Annotated in this window: 21 protein-coding genes and 1 riboswitch; of the genes, 17 read left to right on the top strand and 4 right to left on the bottom strand. The window is 53.3% G+C overall.

Annotated features, from left to right (window positions below):
• Positions 1 to 62 precede the first annotated feature (62 nt).
• The 3 genes from lsrB (at position 63) to BM258_RS10800 (ending at position 2,276) form a co-directional block, all read left to right on the top strand.
• Positions 63 to 1,091: an autoinducer 2 ABC transporter substrate-binding protein LsrB gene (lsrB, locus tag BM258_RS10810; RefSeq protein ID WP_175528032.1), complete on the top strand. Its 1,029-nt coding sequence runs from the start codon at positions 63 to 65 to the stop codon at positions 1,089 to 1,091.
• Between the two features lie 100 nt (positions 1,092 to 1,191).
• Positions 1,192 to 1,488, top strand: a complete 297-nt coding sequence (gene lsrG / locus BM258_RS10805) for a (4S)-4-hydroxy-5-phosphonooxypentane-2,3-dione isomerase (protein ID WP_090071991.1) — start codon at positions 1,192 to 1,194, stop codon at positions 1,486 to 1,488.
• A gap of 53 nt (positions 1,489 to 1,541) precedes the next feature.
• Positions 1,542 to 2,276, top strand: a complete 735-nt coding sequence (locus BM258_RS10800) for a ribulose-phosphate 3-epimerase (RefSeq protein ID WP_090071990.1) — start codon at positions 1,542 to 1,544, stop codon at positions 2,274 to 2,276.
• Here BM258_RS10800 and BM258_RS10795 read toward each other — a convergent pair.
• The 4 genes from BM258_RS10795 to BM258_RS10775 form a co-directional block, all read right to left on the bottom strand.
• Positions 2,224 to 3,303, bottom strand: a complete 1,080-nt coding sequence (locus tag BM258_RS10795; RefSeq protein ID WP_090071989.1) for an NAD-dependent epimerase/dehydratase family protein — start codon at positions 3,301 to 3,303, stop codon at positions 2,224 to 2,226. The two genes, BM258_RS10800 and BM258_RS10795, sit on opposite strands and share 53 nt — an antisense overlap.
• Positions 3,304 to 3,924: 621 nt before the next feature.
• Complete coding sequence (locus BM258_RS10790; protein ID WP_090071988.1) at positions 3,925 to 4,134, bottom strand: cold-shock protein; 210 nt, start codon at positions 4,132 to 4,134, stop codon at positions 3,925 to 3,927.
• A 290-nt stretch (positions 4,135 to 4,424) separates the two neighbouring features.
• Positions 4,425 to 5,885 (bottom strand): DEAD/DEAH box helicase, encoded by a 1,461-nt coding sequence (locus BM258_RS10785; RefSeq protein ID WP_090072224.1) that lies wholly within the window; start codon positions 5,883 to 5,885, stop codon positions 4,425 to 4,427.
• 282 nt (positions 5,886 to 6,167) lie between these two features.
• Entirely contained in the window at positions 6,168 to 7,061 is an 894-nt protein-coding gene (locus tag BM258_RS10775; RefSeq protein ID WP_090071985.1) for a LysR family transcriptional regulator, read from the bottom strand.
• 170 nt (positions 7,062 to 7,231) lie between these two features.
• On the opposite strand from BM258_RS10775, the gene BM258_RS10770 reads away from it, so the two are divergent.
• The 14 genes from BM258_RS10770 to BM258_RS10705 all read left to right on the top strand — a co-directional run bounded on the left by BM258_RS10770 (position 7,232) and on the right by BM258_RS10705 (position 19,512).
• Positions 7,232 to 7,570, top strand: a complete 339-nt coding sequence (locus BM258_RS10770; protein WP_090071984.1) for a carboxymuconolactone decarboxylase family protein — start codon at positions 7,232 to 7,234, stop codon at positions 7,568 to 7,570.
• A gap of 73 nt (positions 7,571 to 7,643) precedes the next feature.
• Positions 7,644 to 8,036, top strand: a complete 393-nt coding sequence (locus BM258_RS10765) for a (R)-mandelonitrile lyase (protein WP_090072222.1) — start codon at positions 7,644 to 7,646, stop codon at positions 8,034 to 8,036.
• Between the two features lie 270 nt (positions 8,037 to 8,306).
• Positions 8,307 to 8,513: riboswitch (cobalamin riboswitch) on the top strand.
• A 184-nt stretch (positions 8,514 to 8,697) separates the two neighbouring features.
• Positions 8,698 to 10,596, top strand: a complete 1,899-nt coding sequence (locus BM258_RS10760; RefSeq protein WP_090071974.1) for a TonB-dependent receptor plug domain-containing protein — start codon at positions 8,698 to 8,700, stop codon at positions 10,594 to 10,596.
• Between the two features lie 70 nt (positions 10,597 to 10,666).
• On the top strand, positions 10,667 to 11,524 hold the full coding sequence (locus tag BM258_RS10755; protein WP_090071973.1) for an ABC transporter substrate-binding protein: 858 nt from the start codon (positions 10,667 to 10,669) through the stop codon (positions 11,522 to 11,524).
• Positions 11,525 to 12,526: a FecCD family ABC transporter permease gene (locus tag BM258_RS10750; protein WP_407062712.1), complete on the top strand. Its 1,002-nt coding sequence runs from the start codon at positions 11,525 to 11,527 to the stop codon at positions 12,524 to 12,526.
• The gene (locus BM258_RS10745; protein ID WP_090071960.1) at positions 12,526 to 13,347 is read left to right on the top strand and encodes an ABC transporter ATP-binding protein; all 822 of its coding nucleotides are present in this window, start codon (positions 12,526 to 12,528) and stop codon (positions 13,345 to 13,347) included. Before BM258_RS10750 ends, BM258_RS10745 begins: the two co-directional genes overlap by 1 nt.
• Positions 13,337 to 13,966, top strand: a complete 630-nt coding sequence (locus BM258_RS10740; protein ID WP_090071958.1) for a MotA/TolQ/ExbB proton channel family protein — start codon at positions 13,337 to 13,339, stop codon at positions 13,964 to 13,966. The genes BM258_RS10745 and BM258_RS10740 overlap by 11 nt, the downstream gene beginning before the upstream one ends.
• Positions 13,966 to 14,358 carry an ExbD/TolR family protein gene (locus tag BM258_RS10735; RefSeq protein WP_090071956.1) on the top strand — a complete coding sequence of 131 codons (393 nt, stop codon included), beginning with the start codon at positions 13,966 to 13,968 and terminating at the stop codon, positions 14,356 to 14,358. Before BM258_RS10740 ends, BM258_RS10735 begins: the two co-directional genes overlap by 1 nt.
• Positions 14,345 to 14,740, top strand: a complete 396-nt coding sequence (locus BM258_RS10730) for a biopolymer transporter ExbD (RefSeq protein ID WP_090071953.1) — start codon at positions 14,345 to 14,347, stop codon at positions 14,738 to 14,740. The genes BM258_RS10735 and BM258_RS10730 overlap by 14 nt, the downstream gene beginning before the upstream one ends.
• A complete protein-coding gene (locus tag BM258_RS10725) occupies positions 14,737 to 16,197 on the top strand; it encodes an energy transducer TonB family protein (RefSeq protein ID WP_090071951.1) in 1,461 nt (486 codons plus the stop codon). Before BM258_RS10730 ends, BM258_RS10725 begins: the two co-directional genes overlap by 4 nt.
• Positions 16,198 to 16,866 carry an adenosylcobinamide amidohydrolase gene (locus tag BM258_RS10720; protein WP_090071949.1) on the top strand — a complete coding sequence of 223 codons (669 nt, stop codon included), beginning with the start codon at positions 16,198 to 16,200 and terminating at the stop codon, positions 16,864 to 16,866.
• Positions 16,867 to 17,158: 292 nt separating this feature from the next.
• Positions 17,159 to 18,565, top strand: coding sequence for a magnesium transporter (gene mgtE, locus BM258_RS10715; protein WP_244544669.1), 1,407 nt, complete (start codon positions 17,159 to 17,161; stop codon positions 18,563 to 18,565).
• Positions 18,566 to 18,616: 51 nt separating this feature from the next.
• Positions 18,617 to 19,045, top strand: a complete 429-nt coding sequence (locus tag BM258_RS10710) for a VOC family protein (RefSeq protein WP_090071947.1) — start codon at positions 18,617 to 18,619, stop codon at positions 19,043 to 19,045.
• 110 nt (positions 19,046 to 19,155) lie between these two features.
• Positions 19,156 to 19,512, top strand: coding sequence for a hypothetical protein (locus BM258_RS10705; protein WP_090071946.1), 357 nt, complete (start codon positions 19,156 to 19,158; stop codon positions 19,510 to 19,512).
• Positions 19,513 to 19,514: the final 2 nt, after the last annotated feature.

The following is a 19,514-nucleotide window of genomic DNA, read 5'->3' as shown; positions in this document are numbered from 1 at the left end:
TTGTCGGCGGAGGTCTCTCATATCTCCGCTGGCGTAACGAGGATTAACTTGGGAGTAGAAATATGAAACATCTTGGAAAAATTTCCGCAGCATTGGCTTTCGGCGTTGCCGCAACCTGCATGATGACCCCATCAATGGCTGCTGATGCCAAAATCGCCTTCATTCCGAAAATGGTTGGCGTTGGCTTCTTCAACTCTGGTGGTCAGGGCGCTGTTGCTGCTGGTAAGGATCTGGGGATTACCGTTACTTACGACGGTCCGACCGAACCATCCGTTTCCGGTCAGGTTCAGTATATCAATACCTTCGTAAACCAGGGTTATGACGCCATCGCTATTGGTGCAACGTCTCCCGACGGCCTTTGCCCGGCTCTGAAACGCGCCATGAAACGCGGCGTGAAAGTATTGACCTGGGATTCTGATACAAACCCGGAATGCCGCAGCATCTACATCAACCAGGGCACGCCTAATCAGTTGGGTGAAATGCTCGTCAAAATGGCTACCGATCAGGTTTCCAAAGAAAAAGCCAAAGTTGCTTTCTTCTATTCAAGCCCGACCGTTACCGACCAGAATGCCTGGGTGAAACGCGCCAAGGAAGTGCTTGCCGAGAAATATCCTGGCTGGGAAATCGTAACCACCCAGTATGGTTATAATGACGCTCAGAAATCCCTGCAGACCGCAGAAGGTATCCTTCAGGCTTATCCTGATCTGGATGTTATGCTTTGCCCAGATGCAAACGCACTGCCAGCAGCAGCTCAGGCCGCTGAAAACCTGAAACGCGCTGGTGATGTTACCATCGTTGGTTTCTCCACTCCGAACGTAATGCGTCCATATGTCAAACGCGACACTGTTAAACAGTTCGGCCTTTGGGACGTAACGAAACAGGGTGCTCTGACCATCTATGCAGCTAACAAACTGGTTCAGGATGGCCCGATGAATGTCGGCGACAAACTGGAAGTTCCTGGCATGGGCACCGTTGAAGTAAGCCCGAACAGTGTTCAGGGTTACGACTATGAAGCAGACGGTAATGGCATCATGATCCTGCCGGAACGTCAGGTCTTCACCAAAGACAATATCGACGACTTCGACTTCTAATCGGTCCGATAAATTTTGAAAATTATGAGCCAAAGGGGTACGCCCCTTTGGTTTCCCTTTGCCCTCTTTCTTCCCATCTTTACCCTGTGAGGACAGATCCATGCATGTAACGCTCGTTGAAATCCAAGTTAAAGCAGACCGCGTTGATGACTTTTTGCGCGTCTTCCATCCCAATCATCTGGGCTCGATCAAGGAGCCGGGATGCATTCGCTTTGATGTGCTGCGCGATCCTGAAGATGAGACCAAATTCACCATCTATGAAGCCTATGAAGATGAGGAGGCGGTCAAGGCTCACAAGCAGACCCCGCATTATCTCAAGGTGAAAGCCGAGCTGGAAGACATCATGACCGGCCCGCGCACGCATAAGGTTCTGACCGGCGTTTGGCTGCCTCGCTAACGCCGTTCGGTTCCCGTTCCATTCCGATTCAAGAGACTATTCAGGAGAGATAGATGCCAGATCTTTCGCAACAGGATCTCGCTTCCCGCGAAACCCTCGTCCAGTGGCTCCGCACGGATGGCCCGCATATCAGCGTGGGCCTTATGGCCGCCAACCCCATGGCCTATGGTGCCGCAATTTCAGAACTGGAAGAAGCTGGCGTTTCACTCCTGCATTTTGACATCATGGATGGCGTCTTCTGCCCGCAAATGACATCTGGGCCGGGGCTGGTCAAGGCCAGCAAGACCAAGATGCTCAAGGATGTGCATTTGATGGTGGCTGATCCTCTGGCCCAGATTCCTGCTCATCTGGCTGCCGGGGCTGACATTGTTCATGTGCATGCGGAGGGGATGACCCATTTGCATCGTGCCCTTGTCGCTCTTGATGGTCCGGTTGCTGGCTGTGAAAGTGGCCGCAAGGTTGTGCGGTCCGTCGCGCTTAATCCGGGCACGCCTGTTGCCATCCTCAAGCCTGTGCTGAGGTTGCTGGAAATGGTGACGCTCATCTCAGTTGATCCGGGCTGGCCGGGTGGTGCTCCTGATCAGGTGATCGCCGACAAAATTGCCGAATTGAAGGCTATGGCCAAGGAGCAGGGCGTCGATCCGCTTATTGCCATTGACGGTGGCATCAATGCTTCAACCTTCTCGATCGCGCGTGATATGGGTGCCGACATCATTGTGTCAGGCAGTGCGACCTTCAAGGCTGGTGCGACGTTGAAACTGAATCTGGACGCGATGACGAAAGGCTGATCGGCGTAGGCGCTGGCTGCTGATGCCTATGTCGTTGCCACCAGTCGATGTGACGCAAGATGCTTGTTTCAAGTGGCGTTGAAGCTTGCCATTGTAACAGGTCTTTTGCCAGAGATGCATCTGCATAGCTTCCCGCGACGTCACCGGGGCGTCGCGGGGCTTTTTTTGTCCTGATTTTCCTGCCCAGTGCCTTTTCTGCGGCGGCAATCAACTCCTTGACTGTTACTCCATCTCCAGATCCCAGATTAATGGCGCGTGTGCGATGTGGTCCATCCAGAGCGGCTCTTTCATCGATCAGCGTGTCAAAAAGATTGCATGCCTTTGCGTGAGCCATGGCGAGATCGGTTACGTCCACATAGTCTCTGATGCCTGAACCGTCGCGGGTGTCATAATCCGTGCCCGTAATCCGGAAAGGGGTTCGGGATAGGATCGCTTTGGTCAACTCGTTGAGCAAGGAGCCGCTATTCAAATCTCCAGGGCCACAATAGCCATCCGGGTGGGTCCCAATCGGATTGAAATAGCGCAGATTGATGATGCGTAGCGGCCCCTGTTCTGCGGCCAAGCCGCCAATCTGTTCGCATAGCCATTTGGTTTCTGCGTAGGTTGATTGCGGCGCTATGGCGCTTGTTTCCTTGAGGGCACCCTGTTTGTTGCCATATATGGACGCGCTAGAGCTGAAAATCAGGCGCTTGCAGTCGATGATGGGAAGATTTTCCAACAGCTCGACAAATTCCGAGACATTGTTGGTTATGTATTTAACGGGATCAACTTCGGACTCGGGAACTGAAATGTAAGATGCACAATGAATTGTGACGTCTATTTTTCCTATTTCGCATCTTATGCACTCGTATAATGCTTTTTCGGAAATTCGTCCGTTATAAAAGCAGGCGCTTTCGGGAGAATTTAGAATGTATCCCTTGTCGAGGCTATCGATTATTACGACTTTAAAGCCGTGTGTGACCAAAATATGAGCGATTGTACTTCCGATATATCCGGATCCACCAGTAATCAATACTGTTTTGGTCATAGTAGAACTCTATTCTTTAAAAGAACGAAAGTATATCTACTATGGTTGTTTATAATCGTTAAAATTTAGTGATGAATATTTTTGTTTTTCTCTCTCTGATGCGTAGGTTTATTGTAACTTTGAGAGAAGGCGGGGCATAACCCTTGGCTCGATATGATCATGCAAGCAAGTCGGCAGAGCAACCTGGTGCCTGGTTGACACGGTGCTGCGATGCAGGATAGGCGATGCTGCGAAGGAGGGGAGGAAGACAGAGCGGCCGTAGACTGAGCTGCTGTTGAGAAAGTGAGAGCGTTTAAACATGCTTATGCCTTGCGATGCTCCTCTCGAAACAATCGCCAAGGCAACTTTATAAGCCTGACCGCATCGAATGCTGGTCATATGGAGATTAAATGAAGCTTGGTTACTGCTTTTTGTCAGTTTGCGCCATACGGAGCGCTTTGAGGCGGGCGTTTTTCTCTCTGACCTTTTTGGTCTTTAATTCATAGTCGCTCAGTTCACTATCTTGCGACTTATCACCCATGGAAAATAGCTTTTCGGCAGCGAGCCGGTCTTTTCTGTTCACGGTTTACCCCCGCTAAAAAGTTAAGGCCAGCATCAAATAATGCTGGCCTTAACTCTGAATTAGTCAACCAACTGCAGATTTACAGCTGATTCTTTGCCGTTACGACCGGTTTCCAGTTCGAAAGAAACTTTCTGGCCTTCAGACAGGGTAGAGAGACCGGATCTTTCAACAGCAGAGATATGAACGAAAGCGTCTTTGCCGCCTTCTTCTGGCTCGATGAAGCCGTAACCTTTGGTGGTGTTGAAAAATTTAACGGTACCAGTAGACATGGAATTCTGTTCCTTGAAGTAGTATCATCGCCCGCGACATGCGGCGACACGGCAGTATCAACATCGAATGCTGGCCGGGTAGGAACAGTATTACGAAATCAATTAGCTACCCTCTTATAAAGCTGAATGAGTCAAAAATCTAGTCTATTTTTTAAAAAGCCAAGATGCAAACCCCTGTTATATAGATTTTTTTTATTTTTTCCTCAAGAAAATTTGTTGTGGCAAGCTTTGGGTAAAAAAATAGCAGCCCTAAGCTGCTATTTTCTTGATTTATATTGTTGCTATTCGTGTCAGGCGAAAGCGGCTGGTCTGGGGGCTGAATTTTTGCCTTGGCCGTTGCCTTTGCGCCGATTGGAGGCGCCGCCCCGATTCCGACTCATATAGCCGTCAGGTTTGGCGCTGCCACGTGGCTTTTTCTTGCCAAATGTCGGTTTGCCTTCTTTGGCCGCTCCATCCAGTGGAGACCAGGATTCGTTGGCTTTAAGATCAGCAGGCTTACTTTTGCGTGCATTGCGGCGGGGTTTAGCCTTCTGGACCTGCTCGGCTGATTGATTCCGATTGCCATTGCGGTTTCTGTTTGCGCTTTTGGGAGGCGTATCCGGAACCTGCGCATCCAGTGGCGAATAGCTGTCGCTTTTCTCTGCATGCAATTTGGAGCCGATCAGCTTTTCGATTTCTCTTAGAAGCTTGGCTTCTGACGGATCGCAGAGAGAAATAGCAGTGCCGGTGCGCCCGGCGCGAGCCGTGCGTCCGATTCTGTGAACATAGGCTTCCGGTACTTCAGGCAGCTCGAAGTTGAAGACGTGGGACACATCATCAATGTCGATACCGCGCGCAGCAATGTCCGTTGCAACCATGATGGTTATTTCGCCCGACTTAAAGCTTGCCAACGCCCGGACCCTTTGTCCCTGGCTTTTGTTGCCATGGATTGCGGTCGCCGAAAGACCTGCTTTTTGCAGATGCTGGCTAACCCTGTCTGCACCGCGTTTTGTGCGGGTGAAGACGATGGCGCGTTCGACATCTTTTTCGGAGAGCATCTTTGTCAGGGCTTGACGTTTGGATGCGTGATCCAGCAGGTGGACGCTCTGGGTGATGCGTTCGATCGGACGGGAAACGGTGGCTACAGCCACTTCCGTCGGTTTGTTCTGGAAGTCCCGCCCCAGTGCCTTGATCTGGGTCGGCATCGTGGCTGAGAAGAGGGACGTCTGGCGCTTCTTGGGCAACTGCTTCATGATTCGACGAATGTCGGGGATGAAGCCCAGATCGAGCATATGGTCTGCTTCGTCCAGCACGACATAACTGGTCTGGCTGAGGGAAACATAGCCATTGTTCATGTGATCAAGCAGGCGGCCTGGGGTGGCAACGATGATATGGCTGCCGCTGGCCAGCTTGCGGATCTGAGGCCCTGGTTTGACGCCACCAACCACAATCGTGACCGATACGCGCATATGCTTGCTGTAAGCGCGGATATTTTCTGCAATCTGGGCAACCAGTTCGCGGGTCGGAGCTAGAATGAGGGCTTCGGTCGATTTCGGGGTCGGGCGTTTGTCGTTGCGAGCCAGACGGTCGAGGATAGGCAGCACGAAGGATGCGGTTTTGCCTGTACCTGTCTGGGCAATGCCCAGAATGTCCTTGCCGGACATGGCCACGGGAATGCCCTGAGCCTGAATGGGAGTAGGGGTGGTGTAACCTTCGGCTTCAAGGGCACGAAGAAGAGGCTCGGCGAGGCCGAGGTCATTGAAATTTGTCAAAAAGATCTGTCCATATGCCATTGCTTGGTCGCGCATGAATGCAGCGAGCAATGACGTTCGTCTTGTCAAAAGGGGGAAGCTTGCGCAGAAAAGCTGCCTATGGGGTCTGAACTTCAAAGAGTTCGTCCCGGCAACAATCATCACGATTGTTAGCAAGAAATCTTGCTCCGCTGATATTGCGACTATCGTCCACGCTCGGGCAAGAAATGGCTATGTACAGCAAAAAAAGCAAAGATTCAAGTGATTTCGTATCGCTGGCATTTTTCGTTGCGGGCCGGTTTCTCAGGAATGGTGCCTGAGGGCTTCCACCACAACTCGGAATGCGGCGGTCTGTTGGCGGCGGCTGGGATAATAGAGATGATAGCCTGCAAAGGGTTCCGACCAATCCTGCAGTACTTCTACGAGCGTGCCGTTCTGCAGGTGGGGCTCAACCTGGCAAAGTGGCATTTGTGCCAGTCCGTAGCCATCAAGGGTGGCTTGCAGAATCTGCCCCACGCTGTTGAAGACCAATTGCCCCTCCACACGAATGCGAAATTCCTGACCATTTTCGCTGAATTCCCAGGCGAAAAGGCCGCCGTGTGTCGGTAGGCGCAGGTTGATGCATATATGTCTGGTGAGATCGTGTGGATGGGTCGGCTTTTGATGGGTATCCAGATAGCGCGGCGCGGCAACAACGGTCATGCGCATTTCCGGTGCTATGGGAACGGCAATCATGTCTGAGGCGATGAGCTCGCCCAGTCGCACGCCAGCATCAAACCGTTCGGCCACAATGTCTGTCAGGCCATAGTCGGTCATCAGTTCAACGGTGATTTCGGGATAGTCGTCGAGCACCTTTTTCAGCTTGGGCCAGAGTACCTGCTCGATGGCAATTTCATCGGCCGTGATGCGAACGGTGCCTGCCGGCTTCTCGCGCAGAGAGCTCACTTCTGCAAGCAGCATATCCATTTCGTCATACATGGGGGCGAGACGCGCCAGAAGCTTGTCGCCAGCCTCGGTGCGGGTGACGCTGCGGGTGGAGCGTGTCAGAAGGCGCACGCCGAGCTGTTCCTCCAGCCCTCGGATCGTCTGGCTGACAGCAGAAGGTGATACGCCGAGTTTGGCTGCCGCGCGGGTGAAGTTTCCCTCCCGATCAACTGCGAGAAAAACCGACAGATCGTCATAGCTTGGCTTGGCCATTGATTAGCTCCACTTAATACTGAATTTCGTTTTTAACAGCTACAGCGAAAAATCACCATCCTCTATATTGGCGGCAAGATTGGAAAGGCCGGTCGATGACGCACCTGTTCACGCGGTATCGATTGGCTCGTTTCACTGATGTGACTTTGAGATCCTGAAGGGAAAAAACTATGGCAAAAGAAGAAGAAGAGCTTTCTCCGGCCCGCAAGGCATTTGGCGATATTGCTCCTGCACTGGCCGGATATTCTGATGATGTGCTGTTTGGTGATGTCTGGGAGCGGCCCGGTCTTTCACCGCGAGATCGCAGCCTGATTACAATTGCGAGCCTTATTTCCCTTTATCGCGTCAATGAGCTGCCATTTCATCTCAACAAGGCAATGGAAAACGGCATCAGCAAAGAGGAAATCGTCGAGGTGATTACGCATCTGGCCTTCTATTCGGGCTGGCCAACTGCGAACACGGCCCTGCCGATAGCACGTGAAGTCTTTGCAAACGCTGATAGCAAATAGCCGATGATTGCGGCCCTGATACATGGCACTTGGGCCGGTTCTGAACAAATTCAATAATGACAAGGAAAGACCAATGAAAATCTTTCGCGATGGTATCGATACCTTCAAAGGGCCCGCCGAGTGGTTCACTGGTGATGTATATGTTGACTTCATGGGGGCTCCGGATGGCACGCGTGTGAATGCCGCGAATGTGCATTTCACACCGGGCGCGCGCACTCACTGGCATAGCCATAATCTCGGCCAGCTTATCTTTGTGACTGAAGGGGAAGGCCGCTGCCAGAAAGAAGGTGGACCGGTTGAAGTTCTGCTGCCGGGGACTGCTGTTTTCTTTGAACCCCATGAGTTGCATTGGCATGGGGCTGCGCCTAACCGCTTCATGGTTCATGTGGCCATGCAGGCTCCCGATGAGTCGGCTGATGCCAATGTCTGGGGCGATCCCGTTACAGATGAGCAATATGAGGGCTGAGCCCGTTTGATATCGGGGCAAGCATATCAAACAGTGGCTGAAAGCCGGGAGCGTTGATCGCTTCCGGCTTTTTACGTATGTGTCTGATTTGTTATAAATGCATGGGAAGTTAGTGGTAATTTCTGCACCAGTTATGCACCGAGAAATGGCTCTCACAAGACGGTATGTATTCTGATATCTATAGATAATTCAATGTTTTATCTATGGAAAGTGATTGCTGTCTTCCTTTTGCGGCCTGCTTGCGTTGACGCAGCAATACTTTTTTTACATATTACGCCCCGAGACGAAGGTTCCGACGATCCATTCGGATGAAAAGGGAACACGGTGAGACGATTTCGTCGAGACCGTGGCTGCCCCCGCAACTGTGAGCGGTAAGCTGATATTTGAAGATCCACTGACTGGCCTTAGCCGTTGGGAAGGGGAATATTCAGCGAAGACCCGCGTAGCCAGGAGACCTGCCCTTGTCTGTCACCCGACCTTTGATACGGGGTGTGTCAGGGTGCGGCCTTTCCGTTGAGGTGACATCACAAAAACCAGATCTGTTTGCCAGCTCTTTCAGAGGCTGCTTGTGCGCATGCTGAAATGAAGGGCTGGTTGGCAGAATAAATATGGATGCTCCGAGCGCGAAATTTTGCGTTGGGGTGTTGTTGGGAGTTTATCAATGTCAGGAAAAGCGGGTGTCACCAGCCTGATTGCCCTGGGTTTGCTTGCAAGCACAAGCGCCTATGCGGAAGAGTTCAACCTTGATGAAGTTGTGGTTAGTGCAGGGCTGATCCCGGTTGACGAAGAAAAGGTAGGCCGGGCTTACACCGTCGTTACCAGTGAGCAGCTTGAACGGAACCAGACAAAATATGTTGCCGATGCTTTGAGAAGCGTTCCGGGTGTGATTGTCAATCGGACCGGTTCCTATGGCGGTTTGACGAATATCCGTATTCGAGGATCGCAGACCAACCATGTGCTTGTTCTGATCGACGACATCGAAGCTACCGAGAATGCCAACGGGTCTTTTGACTTTGGTGGGCTTCAGGTTTCTGATATCGAGCGCATTGAAGTCTTGCGCGGACCGCAGAGCGCGCTTTATGGCTCCGATGCGATTGCCGGTGTGGTTCATATCATCACCAAGTCCGGCAAACGGGACGGCAACCATGCCTCTATCAAAACCGAAACCGGCACTGATGGCACGGCCCTCGTCGATCTGGGGCTCTCTGGAGGTCAGGAGCGCTTCGATTATGCCTTTTCCGGCGCCTTCAGAAGAACGGACGGGTTCAACGTTTCCGATGATGGCTCCGAAGATGATGGGGATCGCAACCTCACACTCAATGGACGCTTGAATGTCGATTTGACCGATGATCTGAGCTTCAATGGGTCCATGCGCTACACGGATCGCAACTCGGACGTGGACAATACAAGCTATACCACAGGTAAAGCGACTGATGCTGCGGGCCTTTACAGCAAGACGCGTGAATTCTACACCGGTGGTGGTCTGACCCTGTCATCAATGGACGGCCAGTTGGTGCAGAAGGTCAAGGCCGAATATACCAACGTGGAAAGCAAGCAGAATTCCGGCGGCCTGTATCTGGCAAAAACTGAACGGACCCATCTTGGTTATCAGGGTACCTACTTCTTCGATACGCCTAGCTTTGCCGCTGCCAAACACAGTGTTACTGGCGCTTCCGAATGGGAGTATGAAAGCTTTGAAGATGGCTATCTGAATAACGGTACGCAGGAGCGTAATCTTTATGGCTTCGTTGGTGAATATCAGGGCCAATATTGGGACAAACTGTTCCTGAACGGGTCTGTCCGATATGATGTCAATGATGATTTCGAAGACGCTGTTACCTACAGCGCTAGCGCTGCCTATCAGATCGATCAGACCAATACACGCTTGCATGCGTCATTTGGCAAAGGTGTCAAGAACCCGAGCTTCTATGACCAGTTCGGTAGCTACACCACCTTTATCGGTAACCCCAATCTGAAGCCCGAGAGCAGCATCGGCTGGGACTTCGGCATCAAGCAATCAATGTTTGATGATCGCTTTGCTGTTGACGTGACCTATTTCAGCCAGACCTTGACGGATGCGATCATCAGCTGTGGCGCAGGGGCTGTAACGAGCCTGTGCAACTCGAGCGATGAAACCGAAAAGCAGGGTATCGAAGTGGCCGCAGATCTTGCCGTGACGGATACCTTGCATGTGAAGGCCTCCTACACCTATCTTGATGTGGAATCGGGCGCAACGATCATTCGTGCTCCTGAGCATCAGGGATCGGTTCAGATCACCAAATCCTTCCTTGATGGCAAGGCGCATATCTTTGCTGATGCGATCTTCAACGGCGATATGACGGATAATGTGTGGACGATCAATCCATCAGGTTGGTACGTTTCCTCGCCGGTAACCCTTGCCGACTATGCTGTGGTCAATGTCGGGGCGGATTACCAGATCAACGATCATGCACAGATCTATGGACGCGTTGAGAACCTGTTCGATGCGGACTATGAAGAAGTCTATGGCTATAACACGGCCGGTATCACCGGTTATGTTGGTCTGAAGGCCGATTTCTGATCCTGCTTTAACGCAAAAAGGGGCACACTAACGGGTGTGGCCCTTTTCCCATTTGAGGGATAAAGACTATATGGTTCGGACGCTGCTCGTTTCTGTGCTGCTTTTATTGGGCGGGTTGGCGCCCGAGCCTAGCTTTGCCCATCCTCATTTTCAGCCCCAGCGGGTGGTCTCGATTAATCTTTGTACTGACCAACTCGCCATGATGGTCGCGGGGCCGGACCAATTGATCTCTGTATCAAAACTGGCTTTTGATCCGAATACATCCGTGATGGTTGATCGAGCGAAGCGATACCGCATGAATCATGCCCGCGCCGAGGAAATTATCCGGATGAAGCCGGATCTCGTTTTGGCTGGCATCTATACATCCAAAAATACAATCAATCTGCTGCAGCGCTTCGGTGTGCGTGTCGAGCAATTCTCACCCGACAGCGGCTTTGATGCTATCCGCAAGAATATCCTGCGGATTGGAAATTTGTTGGGCCAACATGAGCGGGCCAGCCGATTGCTCAGGGATTTCGACAACAAGCTTGCCTCCCTCAAGAAAAGCGCTCCCAAAGAACAAAAGGTTCTGGCTTCCTATGAGCCCAGCAGCTACACCGGCGGCGCTGGCACTCTTGCCAATGAAATGATTAAGGCTGCGGGCCTGCGTCATATGGGGGAGGACCTTGGGTTTCATGGGAGTTCGGTAAAATTGTCGCTTGAAGCGCTCATTCGCGAAAACCCGGATTTTGTCATGTCTTGGTCCCAATGGACCGGTGGCCCTGCACGCGCAACCCAGATTCTGCGCCATCCTGCGCTTGATGAATGGTTCGGTCCAGAGCGACGTGTCACCGTTGATACGCGCTACTGGATCTGTGGCGGGCCATTTACGGTGGATGCCATCGCGGACTTGCAAAAAAAGATACTGCAACGAGAACGAGGAAACTAATTGATGGGGCGTCCTTCATTTCCAATTCTGACGATGACGCTATTGGGGCTCGTTGTGGTTCTATTCCTGCTCTCGCTGGCTGTCGGGCAAGTGTGGATCAATCCTTTGAATGGTCTCTTCGGCGCAAGTGATAATGTGACACGGGTGGATCAGATCATTCTGCTCCAGATTCGTTTGCCGCGCGCTATTCTCGGGCTGGCCATCGGTGGCATTCTAGGGCTATCGGGCGCCGTTTTGCAGGGGCTTTTGCGCAATCCGCTGGCTGAGCCGGGTGTCATGGGCATGTCTGCTTCCGCTTCGCTCGGGGCAGTCATCGCGATCTATACGGGGCTGACAACAGCCTTCGCCTATGCCCTGCCTATTGCGGCGCTGTTCGGTGCCTTGTTCGGGGTGCTGCTGCTTCTGCTTTTGGCTGGCAGAAGCACGGATGTGCTCACGCTCATTCTGTCGGGCGTAGCCATTACGTCACTGGCAAGTGCCCTTACATCGCTGGCTCTGAACCTGTCGTCCAATCCATTTGCTTCGCTGGAAATTGTCTTCTGGATGCTGGGGTCGCTGACGGACCGCAGTATGGTGCATGTGTGGTTGTCTGTTCCGTTGATTCTTGTGGGGAGCGTAATGCTGTTCTCAACGGCCCGTGCGCTGGATGCCCTGAGCCTCGGGCCAGATGTGGCGCGCTCTTTGGGGGTCGATATGCGCCGCACTCGTAGCATGGCCATCGTGGGGACGGCTGTCGGGGTTGGGGCGGCCACTGCCGTGAGCGGCACCATCGGCTTTGTTGGTCTCATCGTGCCGCATCTTTTGCGCCCTCTTGTCGGCTCGCGGCCGAGCCGGTTGTTGCCCGTGAGCGCCCTTGGTGGGGCTGCTTTCCTGTTGGCTGCGGATTTGTTCATTCGTCTGGTGATGCCTGACAAGGATCTCAAGCTCGGTGTGGTCACCGCCATTATCGGTGCGCCATTCTTCCTGTGGCTCTTGCGCAAGATCAGAAGGAGGGTCGTGTAATGTCCATCGAATGCTCCGGCGTTGGCATAAAGCTTGGCAAATGCCAGGCGGTCAAACATGTGACCTTTGCTTCCGGCAAGCCCGAGCTTATCGGCCTGATCGGCCCCAACGGGGCGGGCAAGTCGTCTCTGATGCGGGCTTTGGTAGGGCTGATCAATTTCTCGGGGCAAATTCTCATAGATGAGGTGCCCAGCTTTGAATTGAGTGCGATGGAGCTGGCGCGGCGGGTTGCCTTTCTGCCTCAGGAGCGGGTCGTGCACTGGTCTTTGGCGGTGCGGGATGTTGTGATGCTGGGGCGCATGCCCCATCAGACCGGTTTGGGGCGCCCCTCACAAGCTGATGAAGAGGCCGTGGATCGGGCTCTTGATCTGATGAGCCTTACAGACCTGCAAATGCGCACATTTGATGAATTGTCCGGTGGCGAACAGGCGCGCGTGCTGATTGCGCGGTTGGTGGCGCAAGAGGCCAATACAATCATTGCCGATGAGCCGGTGAATGGTTTGGATCCTGCCCATCAGATCGGTCTGATGCGCCTGCTTAAGCAATTGGTCGCGCAGGGCAAGACGGTGCTGGTATCATTGCATGATCTTTCGCTGGCCAGCCAATGGTGTGACCGGATCCTTATTCTTAACAATGGTGTGCTGCTTGATGATGGCACCCCCAAGGCTGTCATGACAGAGCGGCGTATGCGAGAAGTTTACGGGGTCCGCATTCAAAATGTGGAAGTTGGCAAACAGTCTTTCATTATTCCGACCGAATTGGTAGGACACGCCAAGCCCATGAGCGGGGCTTCCGAAGGAGAAGAAGCCAATGGCCTTTAAGCAACATTTGTTTGAGCTTTGGTCCCTGTTGATCGATATGGGGGGATGGACGCTCGTCGCACTGGCTGCCCTTTCGATTTTGACGGTTGCGACTGCGCTGGTTTCCGTGGTGCAAATTGCTATGTTGCAGCCGCATTCCTATCGCAGTGGTGCAGCGCAAGATTTGCGCTATCATATTGAAAAGAGAAAGAAAGCGGGCGCAACACGAGTGCAGATCGAGGAAAGCGCGACCATTGTTGTGCGCGGTTTTTTGAGACAGGCGCGCACGGGCTTTCGATTGCTTGAGCTGATTGTGACGGCTGCTCCGTTGTTGGGGCTTCTGGGTACGGTGCTTGGCATGATCGATGCGTTTCAGGCCATGCAGGCCGCTGGTGATGCGGTCAATCCTTCCGATCTGGCTGGTGGTATCTGGGTAGCCCTTATCACCACAGCTGCGGGCATGGTGATCGCCCTCACAGCCATGATCATTCATGCTTTGCTTGATAGTCTGGTCGAGAGCCTGCGTTATCGCCTTGAGTGTGTTGCGACCGATGCACTGTTTGGTAACGGGGCAGAGCGCTCCGACTATCGTTCCGAGACTTCTGCGCAGAATGATGTCCTGAAGGCTGGAGCCGAGTAATGGCGTTTGATTTTTCAGAAGAAAGAAGGCGCAGACCTCGGGTCAGCCTCACATCGTTGATCGATGTGATCTTTATTCTGATTGTCTTTTTCATGCTTGTTTCCTCCTTTAGCCAGTATCGCGTGATTGATCTGGTCAAAGGGCAAAGCGGCAGCGGCGGGCAGTCCACCGCGTTGCGTCTGGTTTTGCAGGCCGATGGGGACCTTTTGACCAGCGCAGGGGAACCTGTGGATCAGGCCTTGGCGGATGCTGTCACCAACCGTCAGCCGGTGAGCATCTTTCTGGAGGCGTCAGTGCCGATCCAGCATGGCGTTGATGCTCTTGATCGGCTGAAGGCACTGGGCATATCTGCGGTTTCTCTGGTTCCGGAGGCGAGCAATGCAGTTCAATGAACCAGAACGGCCAGCCTTTGGCGAAACCATTCTACCGATGATCAACGTCGTGTTTCTGTTGCTCATCTTCCTGATGCTGATGGGGCATATTTCTCAGCGGCCCGCGCTGGATATCGATCCGGCAGAGAGCGCTTTGAGCGAGGAAAAAGGCGCATCCCTGATGCTTTTTGTTGATGCGCAAGGGGCGGTTCAGTTTCAGTCACATATGCAAAGGGATGAGGCGTTTGCGGCGCTGAAAGCGGCGCTTCAGGAAGACACCGAGGCGCGAGATCTGGTGATCCGCGCGGATGCGGGAGCCGATTTTGCCAAAGTGCTCGAGCTGGCGCAAATGTTCCAGCCCTATAGCAAGGGTGAGGTCAAGCTGGAGGTGCGGCAACGGTGACACGACTGGCTTTATGGGTTGTCTGCATTTGTGCTGGTGTTCTGGTGCACCTCGCGCTGGCGTTCGCCTATTGGGCGGAGCTTGATGGGGAATCCCGCTATGACATGGGCGGGGCCTTCATGGGCAATATGCAGGTGAGCATCATGCCAGATATGGGGCAGGGGACCGCCGGTGGCAATCAGGATGTCATGGCGAATGGCGATGGCGAAGAGGTCGACAGCGAGCCCATGTCGGCTCAGGTGCCTGCACAGGAGCCCGCCCAGATGCCTGCTCTGGAGCCTTCTGAGACCGTAGCCGATGCTATGGCCGATCCGGCGTCTACTCAAACGCAAGCGAACGAGACCGAACTGAAAGAGCCATCTGAACCAGAAGTGGTCGCTTCAGACGCAACAGAGCCAGAGCCGTCTTTTGAGCCCAATATTCCTGAAACAATCGATGCGGCAGAAACGGCCACTCCCGATGATGAGCCTGTCTTCGCTGACAAGTCCGAGGTAGACGCTAGTCCTGCTACTGAGCCAGTAGCAGAGCCGCAAACAGGACCGGTTGTTGCAACCAAAGAGCCAGAGCCACAATCGCCCGAGCCGGTCGTGCCATCAATCACAGGGTCTGAAACAAAGCTACAAGCAGAGACTGAGCCTGAACCTGATGAGCCTGAAGAGCCGCAGCCCGAAGAGGGCGCAGTTCTTCGAGCCCCCGTCTCCAAGCCTGCACCTGAGCCTCTCCTTGCTTCGAAGCCTGCGATTAAACCGGAAATGGAAGCTGCACCAGCGCCTCAGCCTGAGGTCGAGATGGCGGTAGAAGACGAGAGGGTTGATCCCGTCCAGCCTATGATGCTGCCGAAGTTTGCGCCTGTTGCCGAGGCAAAGCCAGAAGAGGATCCCTCAGAGGAAGAGGCCGAACCGGCTCAGCAGGTTTCGCTCATGCAGGGCGGTGCGCTGACGGCCTTGCCCGCATCTGCGCCAAGACCCAAGATCAAACCGGCTCCCGCACCAAAAGGCTTGCGAGTAACGAAAGCCGAGGGACTTAAAGACGGTGGCAGCAGCCAAACGGCTCGCTCCTCTTCAAGTCGCAAGGCGGCCGGGGCAGCCCGGAATTCCGGACATTCGCCCAAGGCATCTGTGAGAGGTGATGGCGGGACTTCCAACAAGGCCGGCGGAGCTGGTTCCCGTGGTGTCCGTGCCAGTTATGCGACCCAGTTGCGCCGCTGGATTGAGCGGCACAAGCGATATCCTCGTTCGGCCAAAATGCGTGGCGTTCAGGGGCAGGGCGTGGTACGCATTGTGATCAATCAGTCTGGTCGTGTTCTCAAGTCCACGCTCGTCAAGAGTGCGGGGGATCGCTATCTGGATGATGAAATTCGTTCGCTTCCCATGCGAGCTTCTCCGGCGCCGAAACCGCCAAAGGAGTTTTCCGGGGCTCGACACACTTTGACCCTGCCTGTGAGATTCTCAAGATAGATGCCCTTTCCATGTTCGATCGTTCATGAAGCGCCTTGGCTTTGTGTTTCTTTTTCCCATCCGGCGCGTGTCGCCAGTTGGGCGGTGAACCGCCCCGGCCTTGTCACTGCGCAGCAGTTGCTCTGGCGGGAAGTCAAGAACAAGGATCTGCCGATTGACGTTGACCCAGTTGCATGGCTGGAAAAGGAGCTTGAAGCGCGGGACGGACTGGATGCCGTAACGATGCTGACTTCATGTGATATCGGCAACTATTGCGTTGCTGATGCAGAGGTTGAGACTGTCCGCGTCAAGGCGATTGTGACAGTGGGGCTTTCCAATGCCGAGCGGATCGGTAGGCGCCTTGACTGGAGCAAAGAGGGATGGGGCACTATCAATCTTGCCGTCATCATTGATCAGGGGCTTGAGGACTGGGCTCTTCTGGAAGCGATGTCCATCGCCACGGAGGCCCGCACTGCGGCTGTGTGTGATGCAGATATCCAGATCGCCACGGGCCGGGCGACCGGAACGGGCACGGATTGTGTCGCCGTTGTCGCGCCTGAAGGCGAGGGCGCTTATGCGGGGCTGCATACGGCCTTGGGAGAGGCAATTGGTCATTCAGTCTATGCCTCGGTTTCTGAAGCTATTGGCAAATGGCGAAAAACCAGGCCCGGCATAGCTTTCCCCGGTTGAATTAGCCGCCAATATTTTCGCATAGATGACAAGCGTTCCGATACTTTTCATGCCTGTCCAAAGTCTATGACCGGGAAACCGGCGGAGGATCCCGATGGGCGTCTAGTAGGAAAGTATAATCGCCTTTCTTTGAACTTTTCGGGCGTTAAAGCATTAACGCTATATATATAATTTGTTTATCAGGAAATCCGTGTTTGAAAAGAAACAAGGCTTGAAGTCTGATGGCGCTTTGCGGCAGAACAGGGTAGGTTCGTGTCGTATCGGGATGTGGTTCGCAATAAAGAGGTAGTCAGTGCAATTCGAAGAGATCAATCAGGATGGCGCCTCTGTATTGCAGCAGGTGCGCGATGAGAATGGGATGATTTCCCAAGAGCTTTTCCAGCTCATCGACGATGCCATCGAAGCGCGCAATTCCGATCTTCTCGTCAGTCTGACGCAGGATCTGCATGAGGCGGATCTGGGCGATATCATTGAGGCCCTCAGTCCTAAAGACCGCTCCGATTTCATCGAGTTGCTGGGCGATTCCTTCGACTATACCGCGCTTGTCGAGCTGGATGATTCCCTGCGTTCCAAGATCGTCGAATCCCTGCCGAACGAGCTGGTTGCCGAAGGCATCAGCGAGTTGGATTCGGATGATGCCATCGTTATTCTGGAAGATCTGGAAGAAGAGGATCAGGCCGAGATTCTGGCGGCTCTGCCAGCCATAGATAGACTTCAACTCAAGCGTTCGTTGGATTATCCCGAAGATTCCGCCGGTCGTCTGATGCAGACGGATTTCATAGCGGTGGCGCCCTTCTGGACCGTTGGTCAGACAATTGACTATCTGCGCGAAACCACTGATCTTCCTGATGATTTCTACCAGATTTTTGTAATTGATCCCGGCCACCGGTTGCTGGGCACCATATCTTTGGATACCTTGCTGCGCTCCCGCAGGCCAACCCGGATCTCCGAAATTCAGAATGAAGAACGCCATTTTGTTATGGTGAATCAGGATCAGGAAGAGGTGTCCCGCCTGTTCGAACGCTATGACCTTTTGTCGACCGCTGTGCTCGACGAGGGGGAACGACTGGTTGGTGTTATCACGATTGATGACGTCGTCGACGTGATCCATGAAGAGGCCGCTGAAGACATCAAGCGATTGGGTGGTGTTGGTGACGAAGAAATTACCGATACGGTTGTTGCGACTGTTATGTCCCGTATGCCTTGGCTCATTGTCAATCTGGCAACGGCCGTTATTGCCTCGCAAGTGATTGCATTCTTCGATGGAACCATTGCGCAAATGGTGGCTTTGGCCGTGCTCATGCCGATTGTTGCGTCTATGGGGGGTAATGCTGCCACGCAGACAATGACCGTTGCCGTTCGAGCGCTTGCCACGCAGGATCTCGACAAATTCAATATGCTGCGCGTTGTGTCTCGTGAGATTCTGGTCTCGATTTTCAATGGCATTGCATTTGCTATTATCCTTGGGATCATAGCGGCAGTCTGGTTTTCCAATATCCAGCTTGGCTATGTCATGGGGGCGGCGTTGGTCGTCAATCTGTTTTTTGCCGGGCTCTCGGGCATCCTCATTCCCGTTGGTTTGCAAAAGGCCGGGGTTGATCCTGCAATTGCCTCTTCCGTTTTCATTACGACAGTGACTGATGTTGTCGGCTTCTTTTCATTTCTTGGCCTTGCCGGCTGGTGGTTCGGCCTGATGTAAATCAGAAGGCGCAGACAGAAAAAGCGCAGGCAGTAAAACAGGGGGAAGAGGATGGCAACCAGAATTACAGGTATTCTGGAAACTCCGGTCTATGTGGATGATCTGGCGAAGGCCTATGATTTCTATCATGGCTTTCTGGGGCTTGAGCGCATGATCGAGGGGGATCGCATCCATGCTTATGACGTGGCTGCCGGACAAGTTTTGATTGTCTGTTTGCGCGGGGCGAGTGATGAAGATGCGCTGATCAACGGTCAAAAGGTGCCCGGGCACAGCTCCTATGGACCATCGCATTTTGCTTTTAAAATCGAACAGGATACGCTCTCGGACTGGACCGCAAAGGTGCAGGATGCAGAAGTGGACATCGAAAGCCGGGTGACGTGGCCTCTTGGTGGCCAAAGCATCTATTTTCGCGATCCTTTCAACAATGTTGTCGAGTTGGCGACGGCGGGCGTTTGGCCCAATGATCCGATAAATAAGTGATTTCTTTTAGCTTGAGGGCCAAACGGTCTGGCCAGACTGGTCTTTCCTTCGCTACAGTCAGGGTATCGCAAGGAACCGTGTCGCGATCAGAAAAGACGGAGAAAGCCATCATGAAACGTTCGATCAGACTTCTTTCCTGCGCGTTGCTCCTTTGTGCTGGCGTCGCCGGAGCGCCATCATCCTCCATGGCAAATAAAGGCGCGCAGAGCCCGTATGACACGATTTATGTCGTGCTCAAGGATACCTATTTGCGAGCCGGACCAGAGATCAATTCAGCGAAAAAATACCCGCTTGCCAAAGGCACTGAAGGGGTTGTGATGCGCTGGTGTCGCAATGAATTCAGCTTTCGCGATTGGGCCTACGGTTCGCTTTCCCAGCGGCGCAAGATGCTTCAAAGCCGGGTTTGTGAAGTTCAGATCAATGGCAAGATCGGCTTTGTTGATGCCAAATATCTCGATCTGATGTGACG

The organism is Cohaesibacter marisflavi, from assembly GCF_900115225.1.
Taxonomy (GTDB): domain Bacteria; phylum Pseudomonadota; class Alphaproteobacteria; order Rhizobiales; family Cohaesibacteraceae; genus Cohaesibacter; species Cohaesibacter marisflavi.
This window is presented reverse-complemented; position numbering and strand designations above follow the sequence as displayed.

What these genes read in the sequence shown, in the direction of transcription:
- lsrB (WP_175528032.1), top strand. Translation starts at nt 63, where the DNA reads ATGAAACATCTTGGAAAAATTTCCGCAGCATTGGCTTTCGGCGTTGCC.
- lsrG (WP_090071991.1), top strand. Translation starts at nt 1,192, where the DNA reads ATGCATGTAACGCTCGTTGAAATCCAAGTTAAAGCAGACCGCGTTGAT.
- BM258_RS10800 (WP_090071990.1), top strand. Translation starts at nt 1,542, where the DNA reads ATGCCAGATCTTTCGCAACAGGATCTCGCTTCCCGCGAAACCCTCGTC.
- BM258_RS10795 (WP_090071989.1), bottom strand. Translation starts at nt 3,303, where the DNA reads ATGACCAAAACAGTATTGATTACTGGTGGATCCGGATATATCGGAAGT.
- BM258_RS10790 (WP_090071988.1), bottom strand. Translation starts at nt 4,134, where the DNA reads ATGTCTACTGGTACCGTTAAATTTTTCAACACCACCAAAGGTTACGGC.
- BM258_RS10775 (WP_090071985.1), bottom strand. Translation starts at nt 7,061, where the DNA reads ATGGCCAAGCCAAGCTATGACGATCTGTCGGTTTTTCTCGCAGTTGAT.
- BM258_RS10770 (WP_090071984.1), top strand. Translation starts at nt 7,232, where the DNA reads ATGGCAAAAGAAGAAGAAGAGCTTTCTCCGGCCCGCAAGGCATTTGGC.
- BM258_RS10765 (WP_090072222.1), top strand. Translation starts at nt 7,644, where the DNA reads ATGAAAATCTTTCGCGATGGTATCGATACCTTCAAAGGGCCCGCCGAG.
- BM258_RS10760 (WP_090071974.1), top strand. Translation starts at nt 8,698, where the DNA reads ATGTCAGGAAAAGCGGGTGTCACCAGCCTGATTGCCCTGGGTTTGCTT.
- BM258_RS10755 (WP_090071973.1), top strand. Translation starts at nt 10,667, where the DNA reads ATGGTTCGGACGCTGCTCGTTTCTGTGCTGCTTTTATTGGGCGGGTTG.
- BM258_RS10745 (WP_090071960.1), top strand. Translation starts at nt 12,526, where the DNA reads ATGTCCATCGAATGCTCCGGCGTTGGCATAAAGCTTGGCAAATGCCAG.
- BM258_RS10740 (WP_090071958.1), top strand. Translation starts at nt 13,337, where the DNA reads ATGGCCTTTAAGCAACATTTGTTTGAGCTTTGGTCCCTGTTGATCGAT.
- BM258_RS10735 (WP_090071956.1), top strand. Translation starts at nt 13,966, where the DNA reads ATGGCGTTTGATTTTTCAGAAGAAAGAAGGCGCAGACCTCGGGTCAGC.
- BM258_RS10730 (WP_090071953.1), top strand. Translation starts at nt 14,345, where the DNA reads ATGCAGTTCAATGAACCAGAACGGCCAGCCTTTGGCGAAACCATTCTA.
- BM258_RS10720 (WP_090071949.1), top strand. Translation starts at nt 16,198, where the DNA reads ATGCCCTTTCCATGTTCGATCGTTCATGAAGCGCCTTGGCTTTGTGTT.
- BM258_RS10710 (WP_090071947.1), top strand. Translation starts at nt 18,617, where the DNA reads ATGGCAACCAGAATTACAGGTATTCTGGAAACTCCGGTCTATGTGGAT.
- BM258_RS10705 (WP_090071946.1), top strand. Translation starts at nt 19,156, where the DNA reads ATGAAACGTTCGATCAGACTTCTTTCCTGCGCGTTGCTCCTTTGTGCT.